At 59.6% G+C, this 13,731-nt stretch carries 13 protein-coding genes; 11 read left to right on the forward strand and 2 right to left on the reverse strand.

Annotation, left to right across the window (positions count from 1 at the left end; all coding sequences use genetic code 11):
* The 7 genes from EN949_RS25045 to EN949_RS25075 form a co-directional block, all read left to right on the forward strand.
* A partial coding sequence (locus tag EN949_RS25045; RefSeq protein WP_245472498.1) for an arginine deiminase family protein occupies positions 1 to 491 on the forward strand: 491 nt, incomplete at its 5' end.
* Between the two features lie 16 nt (positions 492 to 507).
* The gene (argF, locus tag EN949_RS25050) at positions 508 to 1,509 is read left to right on the forward strand and encodes an ornithine carbamoyltransferase (RefSeq protein ID WP_127367114.1); all 1,002 of its coding nucleotides are present in this window, start codon (positions 508 to 510) and stop codon (positions 1,507 to 1,509) included.
* A 1-nt stretch (position 1,510) separates the two neighbouring features.
* Positions 1,511 to 2,431: a carbamate kinase gene (gene arcC, locus EN949_RS25055; RefSeq protein ID WP_127367113.1), complete on the forward strand. Its 921-nt coding sequence runs from the start codon at positions 1,511 to 1,513 to the stop codon at positions 2,429 to 2,431.
* Between the two features lie 190 nt (positions 2,432 to 2,621).
* On the forward strand, positions 2,622 to 3,446 hold the full coding sequence (locus tag EN949_RS25060; protein WP_127367112.1) for a universal stress protein: 825 nt from the start codon (positions 2,622 to 2,624) through the stop codon (positions 3,444 to 3,446).
* Positions 3,447 to 3,504: 58 nt separating this feature from the next.
* Positions 3,505 to 3,681, forward strand: a complete 177-nt coding sequence (locus EN949_RS35945) for a hypothetical protein (RefSeq protein WP_164755451.1) — start codon at positions 3,505 to 3,507, stop codon at positions 3,679 to 3,681.
* Between the two features lie 569 nt (positions 3,682 to 4,250).
* The gene (locus EN949_RS25070) at positions 4,251 to 4,898 is read left to right on the forward strand and encodes a helix-turn-helix domain-containing protein (RefSeq protein WP_127371403.1); all 648 of its coding nucleotides are present in this window, start codon (positions 4,251 to 4,253) and stop codon (positions 4,896 to 4,898) included.
* An 84-nt stretch (positions 4,899 to 4,982) separates the two neighbouring features.
* A protein-coding gene (locus EN949_RS25075; RefSeq protein ID WP_127367557.1) for an IS3 family transposase occupies positions 4,983 to 6,151 on the forward strand; the annotation gives its coding sequence in 2 pieces (ribosomal slippage) (positions 4,983 to 5,247 and positions 5,247 to 6,151; 1,170 coding nt in all).
* A gap of 1,713 nt (positions 6,152 to 7,864) precedes the next feature.
* Here EN949_RS25075 and EN949_RS25080 read toward each other — a convergent pair.
* Both EN949_RS25080 and EN949_RS25085 read right to left on the reverse strand, forming a co-directional pair.
* On the reverse strand, positions 7,865 to 8,245 hold the full coding sequence (locus tag EN949_RS25080) for a cyclic nucleotide-binding domain-containing protein (protein ID WP_224619468.1): 381 nt from the start codon (positions 8,243 to 8,245) through the stop codon (positions 7,865 to 7,867).
* 284 nt (positions 8,246 to 8,529) lie between these two features.
* Positions 8,530 to 10,890 (reverse strand): hypothetical protein, encoded by a 2,361-nt coding sequence (locus tag EN949_RS25085; RefSeq protein ID WP_127371807.1) that lies wholly within the window; start codon positions 10,888 to 10,890, stop codon positions 8,530 to 8,532.
* 517 nt (positions 10,891 to 11,407) lie between these two features.
* Here EN949_RS25085 and EN949_RS25090 point away from each other — a divergent pair.
* The 4 genes from EN949_RS25090 to EN949_RS25105 all read left to right on the forward strand — a co-directional run bounded on the left by EN949_RS25090 (position 11,408) and on the right by EN949_RS25105 (position 13,678).
* Entirely contained in the window at positions 11,408 to 11,866 is a 459-nt protein-coding gene (locus EN949_RS25090) for a MucR family transcriptional regulator (RefSeq protein ID WP_127367084.1), read from the forward strand.
* A gap of 423 nt (positions 11,867 to 12,289) precedes the next feature.
* Complete coding sequence (locus tag EN949_RS25095) at positions 12,290 to 12,514, forward strand: helix-turn-helix domain-containing protein (RefSeq protein ID WP_095794089.1); 225 nt, start codon at positions 12,290 to 12,292, stop codon at positions 12,512 to 12,514.
* A gap of 70 nt (positions 12,515 to 12,584) precedes the next feature.
* On the forward strand, positions 12,585 to 12,791 hold the full coding sequence (locus EN949_RS25100) for a JAB domain-containing protein (protein ID WP_348629965.1): 207 nt from the start codon (positions 12,585 to 12,587) through the stop codon (positions 12,789 to 12,791).
* A 110-nt stretch (positions 12,792 to 12,901) separates the two neighbouring features.
* Positions 12,902 to 13,678 (forward strand): glutamine amidotransferase, encoded by a 777-nt coding sequence (locus EN949_RS25105; RefSeq protein WP_013532007.1) that lies wholly within the window; start codon positions 12,902 to 12,904, stop codon positions 13,676 to 13,678.
* Positions 13,679 to 13,731: the final 53 nt, after the last annotated feature.

Below are 13,731 nucleotides of genomic sequence, written 5' to 3' on the forward strand. Positions count from 1 at the left end.
CCCGTAACCTCTTCGCGGCTGGTGAGGCCACGCGCGTGATTGCCGCCTTGATGCCCCGCGACCGCAGCTTCATGCATCTCGACACCGTCTTCACCTTCTGCGATCGCGACCTTGTCACCTTGTATCCGCCGGTTGTCGACCGGCTGCGCACCTTCTCGCTGCGGCCGGGCGATGGCGAGGCGGCGGTCGAGGTCACCGATGAGACAAAGCCGTTCACGGCCGTAGTTGCTGAAGCCCTTGGACTGAAATCACTGCGGATCATCGCCACCGGCGGCGACCGCTACGAGGCTGAGCGCGAGCAATGGGATGACGGCAACAATGTCGTTGCGGTCGAGCCCGGCGTGGTCATCGGCTACGACCGTAACGTCTACACCAACACGCTGCTGCGCCGCTCCGGGATTGAAGTGATCACGGTCGAAGGCGCCGAACTCAGCCGCGGCCGCGGCGGCGGGCACTGCATGACCTGCCCGATCGTCCGCGACCCGATTTGACCCGAAAGGAATCCCGATGTCGATCAACCTTCATGGCCGCTCCTTCCTGACCCTGGACGACCTCACCGCCGACGAGATCCGCTTTCTTCTGAAGCTGGCCGCCGACCTCAAGGCGGCCAAGCTCGCCGGTCACGAGATCCCGCGTCTTGTCAGAAAGAACATCGCTCTGATCTTCGAAAAGGATTCGACGCGCACTCGCACGGGATTCGAAGTTGCGGCCTATGACCAGGGTGCGCACGTCACTTATTTCGGCCCTACCGGCAGCCATATCGGCCACAAGGAATCCATGAAGGACACCGCTCGCGTGCTCGGCCGCATGTATGACGCGATCGAGTATCGCGGCTTTGGCCAGCACCAGGCTGAATTGCTGGCCACATATGCCGGCGTGCCGGTCTACAACGGCCTTACCGACGAGGCGCATCCGACGCAGATCCTCGCCGATTTCATGACCATGCGGGAATTCACCCACAAGCATCTTTCGGACATGACCGTCACCTTCGTCGGTGAGGGCCGGGACAATGTCGCGCTGTCCCTCGCCCTGGGAGCAGCCAAGGTCGGCATCGACATGCGCATCGCCTCGCCAAAGGAACTCTGGCCGGACGAGGAGTTCTGCGCTCATGTCAGGGACCTGGCGGAACGCAGCGGCGGCCGCTTCCGGCTCGACGAGGACGTCACGAGCTGCGTCCAGGACGCCGACTTTGTCTACACCGACGTGTGGATGTCGATGGGCGAAGACAAATCGGGCTGGGCCGAGCGTATTCGTCTTTTGACGCGCTACCGCGTGACCAGCGAAGTGATGGCTGCCGCCGGCAACCCTCACGTCAAATTCATGCATTGCCTGCCGGCGTTCCACGACACAGAGACCGAGATCGGCGCCTTCGTTGCGAAGGAATACGGTATCGACTGCATGGAGGTCACTGACGAGGTTTTCGAGTCGGCTGCGTCCATCGTCTTCGACCAGGCCGAAAATCGGATGCACACGATCAAGGCCCTGCTTGTGGCAACAATCGGCAACTGAGATGCTCATCGTTGTTGCACTCGGCGGAAACGCATTGCTGCGCCGTGGAGAACCGATGACAGCCGGTAACCAGCGCGCCAACATCGTGCGCGCCGCGGCTGTATTGGCGAATCTGGTCGACGCAGGGCACTCGATTGTAGTCACTCACGGCAACGGTCCGCAGGTAGGACTTCTGGCCCTGCAGGCAGCGGCGACTTCGGATGGCCGCACATTTCCACTCGACGTGCTTGGCGCCGAAAGCGCAGGGATGATCGGCTACGTCATAGAACAGGAACTCGGCAACCTCCTCAAAAAGAAGCTTTTTGCTACCCTGCTGACACAGGTGAAGGTCGACCCGCACGATCCGGCTTTCGCTCACCCGACGAAGCCTATCGGCCCGGTCTACGACGAGGCAACCGCACATAGGCTTGCCAGCGAGCGCGGTTGGCAGATAGCGCCCGATGGCGACAAATGGCGCCGTGTCGTGCCCTCACCCAGGCCGCTGGAAATCCTGGAAGCGTCTGTAATCTCGTTCCTGGTCGAGCGCGGCGTGATCGTCATCTGCACCGGCGGCGGCGGTGTTCCGGTGATTGCCCGGGACGACGGCACGCTTTGCGGCGTCGAAGCAGTCATCGACAAGGACCTGGCAAGCTCGCTGCTTGCCCGCCAGTTGAAAGCTGACATGCTGCTCCTGTTGACCGATGTCGACGCCGTTTATGTCGACTACGGAACGGCAGCCGCTCGGGCGCTTCGGCGCGTGACCCCCAAGGAGCTATCCGGAAAGAATTTTCCGGCCGGCTCCATGGGACCGAAGGTCAGCGCTGCAATCGAATTCATTGAAGCGACAGGCCAGCCCGCTGCAATCGGCAAGCTCGATGACGCCGTCGAAATTGTGACGGGCGAGCGCGGCACCTGGTTCGAAGCCAGCTGGAGCGTGGATTGATGCGTTTCAAAGCCGTGTGGCCGCATAGTGCCATGGGTGGTGTCAGTATCAGGCTTCGCTTCGGACCATCCCGGCGTTGCGGCGGTCCATGACGATGTGGGCCTGATGGATTGGCAAGATATGCAGGCTTTGATGCGTATCAAGGCGCAAGGTCGCAGCTCCGGCGATAGATATCATCGGAGGCACGGTAATGACCTTTAACACCATCATGGTTCAACTCGACGTCGATTCCCCGGCAGCGCCGCGAACGACCTATGCGCTGGAGCTGGCGCGACGCTTCGAAGCTACCCTGATCGGTTTTGCGGCGGCCGATTCATATGTGTTTATTCCAGGCGACGATGGCGGCGTGGCGGCAGCCGAAATCATGCGGCAACGCCGCACGGATATCCAGGATCGCCTGAAGACTCTGAAGGAAGAATTCCTCAGTGTCGTCGGTGGACAAGATGCCTCCTGGCGCGAGGAGATCGGCGATCCAACACGTCTGCTGGCGATGCATGCACGCGTCGCCGACCTCATCGTGACCGGGGCTCCCGCACGGGGCGTTCCCAGCGACCGCCACCGGATGGTCGATGTCGGAACGTTGGTGCTGTCGGCCGGACGGCCCGTGTTGCTTGCGGCTGACAAGGTTGCACCGCTTAAGTCCGAAAATGTTCTGGTGGCTTGGAAGGATACCCGCGAGGCGAGGCGCGCGGTCACCGATGCAATGCCCTTTTTGACCGGTGCACAACATGTCCTTGTGGCGACGATCGAGGAACAGAACATGACGAGCGCACGCGAAAGTGTCGGGGACGTGCTCCGCTTCCTGATGAGACATAGCGTCAAGGCAAGATCGGAGGTTCTGAACGTCGGCCAAGCGGACGCTTGCGAAACCGTATCCGAAGTCGCCCGGGCGATGGGTGCCGACCTGGTGATCGCGGGCGGCTACGGCCACAGCCGTATCCGCGAATGGGCGTTAGGCGGCATGACCCGCTCCTTGCTGAAGCAAGGGGCAATTAACCGGCTGCTCTCGAACTGACCCAACGGGAGCAGGAAGCGATACGCAGAATCGAGGCGAAAGCGAACGGGAGTCCAGAATGGCAAAGAGAACGGACAAGGTCGAGGTTGGCATGGATCTGGCCGCAAGGTGCCGCGTTACCGAAACTTGGCAAGACGATCTGGGGGACCAGTGGGCCACGGTTCTGATCGAGGGCCACGATATCCCGGTCACACTCAAGGTAGTCCACTTTTACCCGTTCAATGACGGCAACTAGCGCGTGACGAGAGTATATGGCGGCGCGACTGCCGGACCCGATCTCTTGAAGCCGCAGCTGGGTTTGTGGAAAGCCGTTGGCGGATGAGTCATACGGTCTGGCGGCTCTAAGGGTGAGTGCCGTCGCGGTGAAATGGCTGGACGTGGCTTGGCGGTGCCGAATTTGCTGCAGCGTCTGCAGTCGTGCGTTTGTAAACAAGGCGTAAGACAAAGGCGAAGTATGCGACTTGCAGAACGAGCAGGTCGATAATCGTCCAGCCTGCCGCGCTCCAGACTGAACCCGTTGCCGCGTAGGCCCACAGACCCACAATTGCTGACGTCAAAAACATTCCGACCAGGAATTGCGCAAGATACATCGCTGTCCACCGGCCGTTTCGATGCAAGATTTCGAAACGACTCCCGTTTGCTATCGCCCAAAGCGAAGGAGGACTTAAGCGACCGGCGCGCCTGGGCACTTGATATGGATCAACAATCCGCACGACTAGGTAGTTTCCCTTAGGGACAAAACCGAATTTCGCGACCTGCGGATTCGCGCGATTGCTGTGTCACGGAACAACCGGGAACACAGCCATGCACGCTTACTCCGCATCCAGAATTTCATTGCCGTCGCATTCTGCTCAGCCGAGCCTGCCAGCGGCCTTTGGCTCGGAACCGCAACAGCCCGTCAACTTCTTTCCCGCCGGTTCGGAGATTTATGCTCAAGGCGAGAAGGCCGGCGCTTTCTACCAGGTCGAATTCGGCGCCGTGCGCATCTACCGTCTGCTCGCGGACGGCCGCCGGCAGATCAGCGCCTTCCACCTCGCCGGAGAGACTTTCGGCTTCGAAGCCGACACGAAGCATCATTTCTTCGCCGAAGCGATCAATGCCACCGGGGTACGCGCCTTCCGCTTCAGCGCTGGAGCGGACATGTCCCATAAGCTGCTGCCCCTGGCGCTCAAGGGCCTGACGAGGGCGCAGGAGCACCTCCTGGTGCTCGGCCGCCAGAACGCTATCGAACGCGTAGCCGCTTTCCTCGTGGATATGGCGGAGCGGCAGGGTGGGTTGCGGCAGGTTGAGTTGCCGATGTCACGTATGGACATCGGCGACTATCTCGGCCTGACCATCGAGACCGTGTCGCGTGTCTTCACCCGGCTGAAGGACAAGGGCGTCATCCGGCTGCTCAACCTGCGCAGCATCGAAATCGTCAAGCACGTCGCGCTCCACTGCATGAGCGAATGAAGGCGCTTGCCTGCGCAAGAGACTGCCCCCATTGAAGTGGTCCTCAATTAGGTATGGCTTTTGAGCCGATTGAGGAGAGACGAGATGGCCAGGAAACGGCACACAGCAGAAGAGATTGTAGCGAAGCTTCGCCAGGTTGACGTGCTGACTTCGCAGGGTCGGCCGGTCGCGGAGGCGGTTCGGTCGATAGGCGTGACGGAAGTTACATATTACCGGTGGCGCCAGGAGTATGGCGGGCTGAAGGGCGACCAGGTGAAGCGGCTGAAAGAGCTGGAGGCCGAGAACACCAGGCTTCGTCGCGCGATCTCGGACCTGACGCTGGACAAGATGATCCTGGCCGAGGCTGCCCGGGGAAACTACTAAGCCCCGCGCGTCGCCGTGCCTGCGTGGATCGGGTGGTTGCTGAGCTTGGTGTGTCCGAACGACGGGCCTGCCTGTTTCTTGGCCAACATCGATCGACGCAGCGCAAGATCCCCACGCGACCCGACGATGAAGCGGCACTGACCGCCGACATCGTCGCGCTCGCCACCCAGTATGGCTGCTACGGCTATCGTCGCATCACGGCGATGCTGCATCGAGCCGGCTGGGTGGTGAACCGCAAGCGGGTCGAGAGGATCTGGCGACGCGAGGGGCTGAAGGTCCCACACAAGCAGCCCAGGCGCGGGCGGCTATGGTGCAACGAGAACTCCTGCATCCGGCTTCGGCCGGAACATCCCAACCATGTCTGGTCATACGACTTCGTCCAGGATCGCACCCACAACGGAAGGAGCTTCCGCATGCTCAACATCATCGACGAGTTCACCCGGGAATGCCTGACGATCAGGATCGGACGGAAGCTGAAAGCCGTCGACGTGATCGACACGCTCTCGGACCCGTTCATCTTGCGTGGGGTGCCCGGCCATATTCGTTCCGACAACGGCCCAGAGTTCGTTGCCAGGGCGGTGCGTGATTGGATTGCCGCGGTCGGGGCGAGGACGGCCTACATCATGCCCGGCAGTCCCTGGGAGAACGGCTATTGCGAGAGCTTCAACTCGAAGCTCCGCGACGAGCTGCTCAATGGCGAGATCTTCTACACGCTGGAGGAGGCCAGGGTCATCATCGAAGGATGGCGCCGGCACTACAACACGGTCCGGCCGCACTCATCCCTGAGCTACAGACCACCAGCGCCGGAAGCTATCTCATGGCCGGCTTCGTATCCCGCCCGAGCTTCGCCGGCCACACCGAAGGTAGCGCCAGCTACAGGCATCCACTAACATTCAAAACGGATCACCCAGTGGGGGCCGGCCAGCGCCAAATGGGGAAATCGTCGGAGGATGTCATGCTGTCGACGAGACTGTCACCGGTTCCCTGCCCGCCGGGTACACGACCGTTGTTGTCACGCGGGGTGTTGGGAGCAACGCCGTCAGCAATAGCTACATCGTTCAACACAAAGATTAAGGCCCGCCACCTCTCGGCAGCGGGCCAATTCAACAGGATGTTGGATTTCAGGCGTTGCCCGCCGCGCGGTACGCCTTCATGTCCGCCGCCCCTTGGCGGTTCAGGTGTTCCCTCACCGGCTTAAGGACAGACGTTGGATGGGTCGGCGTCATGTGCACAGATCGCCAGCCGTGCAACGGTCTAACTGCTTAGCGGCTCCTTTGGTTTTCTGCGCAACGGTCTTTCCCGTACCGGGGTTTAGCTATCCCCCTACGGTTGGGTAGGGACTTCAGTCTCAATTGAGCAATCGCTAATATGCCTATAACTTAGGCAGCGCGGGGGACGATCCCTAAGAGCTATCCCGCAATGGCCGGTGCGGCCCACGCTTTCCAACCTAAGCGTCCCCGCACCGGCCATTCTTTTGAGTCTACGGCTGGGTAGCGCCTAGCGGCTCGCTTTTGGCCTTGATTTGTTCTGGCCGTTGCAACTAGGCGCAATCCCGCAGTAGCGGAGCCGCGCAAAGTCCTCGCTAGTTTCACCTTACGTTCCTGTCCGACTGCCGATAATCGCCACCAAAGCACAAGCCCTTGGAAGGGCAGCCCTGGGGGCGGTAGTCGGCACGATCAGGCAGACCAAAAGCGGGTTGAGCGACCGTGCCGACCATAGCTGGGCACGAGGGTGGGCCTAATGTCCAGGCTCCATATGCTACCGGTACACTGGTCTTGCTACAACTACGCCTGATGGCCTATGTCGCGCTTGAAAATCGAAGTCGCATGGCGATCTGGACGCTACGCAAATCGCACTGCCTAGAATCCTAAAGGGAACTCACGCTCAAGTGGCACATTGACCCTCTGAGCGGTCGATTCAAAAGGATGTAGCCGCTTACACAGGGTCCGCCGCCGGCGCCCCAATAGGCGGCGGGCTCACCCTTAGTGGTTTTCAACGTAGAGCAAGAAGCCCGCCTCGCCTCATTCACGGCGAAATGGTTAGCAGACCTGACCACATCGAAGGCTCGCCAAAGGACCTCTTCTATACTCGTGGGAGTCGAATCTACTAGCGATGCGCACCGGCCAGCCGTTGACCATCTGGAAGACACCACCGACGTCCTTGGACCACGCCAAGGCGCGTCTAACGACAAGAGGCGCATAGGTCGCGATGACCACATGGGGCTGCCTGTAGTATGTGGAGGTCATTACACGTTCGACATACTTGCGCTGCCAGTTCGGGTGAAGGCTCCTCGGGTTCGTCGATGAGGAAAACAGGCTGATGGCCTCGCTCCGCGGTGCTTAGGAACACCAGCGATGAATCAGTGACAATTCGCCTGAGCTGACGTCTTTCAATTCGATCATCAGCCCATCTCGGCGCTCAAGATGTACCTGGATCGGCTCGCGTAGAAGATCGTGCTGCCGAAGCCAGCGCTCGTTCCTGAGCACTGCTTAGAAATCGCGACCTAATGAGAACGACAGCTTAGGGTCCGTCTGGCCTAACCAAGAAAGCCTGATCCCCGAGTTCGCCGCTGACCCAACGCAGCCGTGCGCACAACAGTTCAATCATGGCGCATGCCAGAGGTGGATTTTTTCAATGCGATCAAAGAGTTGAGTCCGGCTTACCGAGGCCAGATCGCAATCGGTGAGGCAGATGGCGGTTGCGGTTCGCGGGCGCCCGTCGAGCGCGCCGATCTCTCCGACCAAGCTGCGCGAAAGCTCGATATTAGCCACCAACTTCTGGCCTCCCGGCGAATAGATCGAGATCTCCACCGTTCCGCTCATCACCCCGTAGATACGATCGGCTGGATCTTCCTGGACGAACAGATGCTGGCCCGCCGCGTAGCGTTCGACCTTGCAGCCGCTGAAAAGAAGATCGAACAGCGGCGGATCAATCCGTGCAAGGCGCGGCAGATCATTTCTGTCGTTCGCGCCGCCGAAAGCCATGTTAATTCCCCAATTCCGCAATCGCGTAACCTACGGCAAGAGAGAGTCGCGTCAAAGGCCGGTGTTCATCCAAATTTCGCCGCCTGGGACGAGTGTCGGATTCCATCATAGCGCATCAATCGAGTTTGCTGCCCTATGCTGAACGTCGCCGAAAGATGAACGACGCTTCCTCGATAGTGGGTCTCACGATGTAGCGCTCTACCGACTCCAACCCGCATAGGTACTTGGATCAGGGTTGTACCACAGCGGAAACGGAGGCGCATAGTCGCCCTGTTTGATGCCTTTTAGGCCGCGTTCCAGACTTGGTTCAATATCCGCGCAGCAAGTGCAGCTTTGTCTTGCGGCAAAAAACGGCCGTAGTGGCGCGCCACCATATCGGGCGTGTCCTGGATCGCATAGCTTGCCTGCTCATACGAGCCGGTCTGCTTCAGAATGTGCGTCGCCAGCACGTCACGGACATTGTGGGGGCCATGAGGGAGAAGGCCCGCGATCGCGCCGCGTTTTGTATATGGATTGTAGATGCCGTATCGCTGAATGGTCAGACGCCATGCCTCATAAAATGTGTTTTGATCGTAGGAGGCCTCCTTGCTGGTCGCCTTCACCGTTTTAATGAAGAAGGTGCCGGGGTCCTCCGTTCCTCCTAGCAGCACTCGGCGGTGGCGGTCGATATACGCCTCGATGTGCTCATAAAGACCACTCAGGTTGGGCAGGATGAGACGAAATGGCTTGCTGCCGAAAAAGGATGAGTTCGCGTTCTTGAAAGCGACTGATGGAATTAGGACCTCCCACCCCCTTTCGCGTTCGCTCCAGCGGAGTTCACCGCGCTTCATGTCGGCTAGCTGACGCTCAGACCTGGGCAGTCTGCCGCGTTCAGTGACCATCAGTTGACGCAGGTTCTTCTGTCGCAACCCAAGATGCAGCCCGAACCGAAGCATCAGGAACGAGCGGACTGCTTCGGCGGCAGGACGCCGATGGAAGCGCTCATCAGGCATGAGCCGAAGAATCTCTTCAGTGATCTTTCGATACTCGCCGACTGGGCTATCGGCCTCCAGCACAGGCATGATTGGTTCAAAGGGATCACGATGCACACGCGCGACACGCTGAATTTCCTTCACGCGAGAGGAGGCGTGCTTGAAGTAGACATCGCAGGCGTCGTCCCAATCCCCGCTCGCTCGATCAATGTCGGCCTGTGAAACCAGTCCATTGATGGGACGGATCCGCGACGCCAGATGAGGTTGCTGCCTGAGCCAGCCCGTGTCCTTGCGAGTGAGCGCGAGCGAAATTCGCAGCATGTCCACCTCCCAGGCGGTGTAGAACCCGCGACGTCTCTCGCGCCATTGCAGATACCAGTCCCACACAGACGGGAAGACGAGCAGACCAAAAGTCAAATGCTGCGTCGGAACGCCATAGCCGCGTACTGGTCCGCGCGGATGCGCGGCCAACGCACCGAGCATCAAACCGAGATGCTCGACTTTCTGCGATGCGGTCTCCTCGCCCCAAACACCGTTGCGCTGTAGACCGAACGCAGTAAGTGTCGCAGTCTTGAAGCGGATCAGATCCGCCATTTCCATCGCAAGCGCAGGTGGAGCGTCGATTACGCCGGACATCAGGTCGGGGTCCGTGAACTGGACACTACCATCGTGCTGTCGCTCGCGCTGAACTCGATAGCCGTCATTTGCAGCATCCGACTGACCATAGCTGATACCCGGGAAGCGGATGGCGTAACGCTGTTTCAACGCGGCCGCCTGGAATTTCCGGTAATCAGTTGACCCGCTGATAATTACGCGCCGAACCCATTCCAGAATCTCTTCCTGCTCCTCGGGACGTCGTGTGTTGAAGTCGTCAGGCAGGTGCCACGCAAGCCGACGGCGTTCAGCCGGGCCGATATCATCGAGGCTGTGGCCAGAGGCGGAGCGCGTCTGAAACGGGAGTTTCGCTTTAAAATACCCTGCCGAAAGACGATAACGACGCTCGATCCGAGCTAGTACTTCCATGCTCGCCACGCTGCGCGGCGATTTTGATCCCTGGAGCCAGTGACGAATTGTCGAGCGGTCGAGACTCTCGTCGTCTCGGACAACAGCACGATGTAGATGCCAATAGCTGTCGCCATGGCGGCGCATCTGGAATTCCAGCGCCGCCTGGAAGCTCGGGTGATCAAACGCTTCCTCGAAAAGAGGTTGCGGGAACTCCTCAATAGCGCGCGGTTTTATCCCGGTCTTTTGCCGGTCTACTGCAGCCTCCCGCTCCGACCGCTCGAGCTTCTTATGGCGACTTGAAACTGGCGCCTTCCCTGCCGGCGGCTGCGGACGTTCCCGCTCATGACGCTGCGGCTCAGTGTTGCGACGGCCCGGGATGGCCGCCCGCTTCGGCGCAGTTTTCGTATTTCGAGCGATCGCGTCCAATGCTGGCTTGATTGCAGTTCGGGCGGATCGAAGCGTTTCACCGTCGAGGTCGCAAAGAGCGCCGATTTCTTGCCAATCATAGCCGCGCAATTTTCGTGGCGGTATTTTAGCGCAGGAGACCAGGTTGAGCAGAAACGCTCTGATACGCGCGCTTTCGTGAGGGGGGAACAGAGGGTCGAGACGGATACGGCAGTAATCAGAGATTTTGCGGGAAAGCAGTCGGGTATGCGAAGTTTCAGTCATGCGAGCAAGCGATAGGGTTCGTCAGCGATGTTGAGTGGAGGAGTGCGCGCACATACGCGATTCTTGTCGCTTGGAATGACCAAAGCGCACGTATCTGACAGAAATGTCGCAAAGCGTTATATAAGCACGAGCTGGAACTTAAGGGCGTCAGGCCGGACCCACTCCCGAAAACTCAAACCCGCGGTGGAAGACGTGATCAGATCCCGTGGTGGCAGCTTTTTCATGCTCCGGCCTCGCTTGCGAACACCCGCAATTCGGTTGGCGAAGCATGGCAGAAAGTTCGAAAAGCTTCCAAGAACCCCAGCCAAACCGGAGGCTGGGCAGGTAGCTCCGCTCCACGAGCTTCATTCGCTCGACGGCAGGAACTACTTCGAAAATAACATCAAAGGGATGTCCGAAGACCTTACAAATTCTGCGTTGGCTCCACTGCAGTTCGATAGATCACGCTCAGGACGACGGTTGCGTCGTTGATCATCAGCCCATAGAGACGGGATAAATCAGGCAAAAGGAACCACCGATGATCAACGAATCCGATACCCGCTCTGCCGAACTAGCTGAGTTAACAGCCGACATTGTCTCAGCATATGTCAGCAATAATCCATTGCCGGTGTCTGGTTTGCCGGACGTGATAGCATCGGTTCATGCTTCGTTGTCCGGACTTAGCACGCCGATCTCGCCGGTCGTTGAACCGCAAACTCCCGCGGTCAACCCGAAGAAGTCGGTGACGCCGGACTTCATAATCTGTCTCGAAGACGGCAAGAAGTTCAAATCCCTGAAGCGGCATCTTAGCACGGACTTCGGCCTGACACCGGACGCCTATCGGGCCAAATGGAACTTGCCGCACGACTACCCTATGACAGCTCCGAATTACGCCGCTCAGCGCTCGCAACTGGCGAAGGCCATCGGACTTGGCCGCAAGGCTGAACCCGTCGCACCAGTCAAGAAGGCACCTGGGAAGAGGAAAGCCAAAGCGTAGTGCGCCACCACCTGACGCAAAGGCAAGACTCAGCTATGTCTGGAGAGCGGCGGACCTGAAAAGGACCGTCTGGCCGGCGCCATTCGGGCAACCTCCCAGCGAGGGCGCCGGCCTTTTTCCTAGCGGGGCGGCAACTGATACTGTCATCGGGCCGTTTGGCGATGATCGACGGCGGCCTTGGCTCCCAACTCGTGCCGTGGTCACCGAGCGTTTCGGTTGGCCCAGGTCGACCGACCTTGCACACTCCGTTGGCAGTTGATCCGATTTCTATCCAGACATATCCCCTGCTTCTACTCCCTCACTCAGCGGCTTTTATTTCCGATGCACATACCTACTCGTGGCCGCGCAACTGCATGACCAAGGGTTTGGGAGCGTGCTTGAGCCTGCTCTCATGTTCCCGACGTCGGACATTTGGGGAGCTTGATGGACGACAGGAAGTTTTTGACAGCTGAGGAAGTCTCGGAACGCTATCGCGGCACCATTTCTGTTGGAACGCTGCGAAATTGGCGGGCCAAGAGGATTGGACCGGCGTACGTCAAGCTTGGCAAAGCCGTGCTGTATCCAATTGAGGAACTGGAGACGTGGGATCACAAGAATACAGTGGCGTGCCGTGCGTCAAAGCGATTCAGCATGAACGGCGGTGAGTGAGCGTGATTAGTGACGGAGGAGCATCCAACACCGCCCCCAGAAACCGCCCCTCACGTTCTCGGGTGTAGAGATTTTTGCAATATCTTTCAACAAGATAGCTTACGGCGAGAGGAAGTTCCACAATCACCCGTCAGGCGACCCGACGCCATCGCGCGCCGACATCGAGATGACGAAGGAGATCATCGACGCGGGCAAGCGGCTGGGCATCGCGGTGCACGACCACATCATCATCGGGCGGAAGGGATATGCCAGCATGAAGGGCCTGCTGCTGATCTGAGATGGCAGGGCCGGCGCCAACGCCGGCCGACCCCGACCACGCGATCCCAGAGATCGGGGCGGGCGAAGCCGGCTAGAACAAGCGACTGGCGGAATCAGGAGAGTATGATCATGGCGAAGACAAAAGTCCTTCTTGTCGGCGAAAGCTGGGTGAGTTCGGCGACCCACTACAAGGGGTTCGACCAGTTCGGCAGCGTCACCTTCCATCTCGGGGCAACGCCCCTGGTCGACGCCTTGAAGGACAGCGAATTCGATCTCGACTACATGCCCGCTCATGAGGCCGTCGAGAAGCTGCCTTTCACCATGGAAGGGCTGTCGCAATACAGGACGATCATCCTGTCCGACATTGGCGCAAACTCGCTGCTGCTTCATCCCGATGTCTGGCTGCACGGCAAGACAGTGCCGAACCGGCTCAAGCTCCTGCGCGACTGGACGCTGGCCGGCGGCGGCCTGATCATGATCGGCGGTTACTTCAGCTTCCAAGGCATTGACGGCAAGGCGCGCTGGCATCGCACGGCGGTCGAGGAGGCGCTGCCGGTGACCTGCCTTCCCAATGATGACCGTCTCGAAATTCCGGAGGGCTTTCGTCCCGAGATCACTGGCTCAAGAGACCATCCGCTTTTTGCCGGCATTGAGGGCGAATGGCCGCTGCTGCTCGGTGCCAACGAGGTCGTCGCCCGCGATCGCGACGATGTCGAGGTTCTGGCGCGGCTGCCGCAGGACCAGGGCGGCCATCCCCTGCTGGTCACTGGGCGTCACGGCGAAGGGCGCACGCTGGTCTGGACGTCGGACATCGGACCGCACTGGCTGCCGAACAGTTTTGTCGAATGGCCCGGCTATGCGCGGCTTTGGACCAACGTGCTCCGCTGGGTCAGCAACGCCGTTTGATGATGTCGCCCCAAAGTGCGTTTTTGAGGCAACGACATGTATGAGAACAAAGG

This window comes from Mesorhizobium sp. M7A.F.Ca.US.007.01.2.1, from assembly GCF_003998165.1.
Classification (GTDB): Bacteria; Pseudomonadota; Alphaproteobacteria; order Rhizobiales; family Rhizobiaceae; genus Mesorhizobium; species Mesorhizobium ciceri.

Coding starts and splice junctions, on each gene's coding strand:
- argF (WP_127367114.1), top strand. CDS start 508: ATGTCGATCAACCTTCATGGCCGCTCCTTCCTGACCCTGGACGACCTC.
- arcC (WP_127367113.1), top strand. CDS start 1,511: ATGCTCATCGTTGTTGCACTCGGCGGAAACGCATTGCTGCGCCGTGGA.
- EN949_RS25060 (WP_127367112.1), top strand. CDS start 2,622: ATGACCTTTAACACCATCATGGTTCAACTCGACGTCGATTCCCCGGCA.
- EN949_RS35945 (WP_164755451.1), top strand. CDS start 3,505: ATGGCAAAGAGAACGGACAAGGTCGAGGTTGGCATGGATCTGGCCGCA.
- EN949_RS25070 (WP_127371403.1), top strand. CDS start 4,251: ATGCACGCTTACTCCGCATCCAGAATTTCATTGCCGTCGCATTCTGCT.
- EN949_RS25080 (WP_224619468.1), bottom strand. CDS start 8,245: ATGGCTTTCGGCGGCGCGAACGACAGAAATGATCTGCCGCGCCTTGCA.
- EN949_RS25085 (WP_127371807.1), bottom strand. CDS start 10,890: ATGACTGAAACTTCGCATACCCGACTGCTTTCCCGCAAAATCTCTGAT.
- EN949_RS25090 (WP_127367084.1), top strand. CDS start 11,408: ATGATCAACGAATCCGATACCCGCTCTGCCGAACTAGCTGAGTTAACA.
- EN949_RS25095 (WP_095794089.1), top strand. CDS start 12,290: ATGGACGACAGGAAGTTTTTGACAGCTGAGGAAGTCTCGGAACGCTAT.
- EN949_RS25105 (WP_013532007.1), top strand. CDS start 12,902: ATGGCGAAGACAAAAGTCCTTCTTGTCGGCGAAAGCTGGGTGAGTTCG.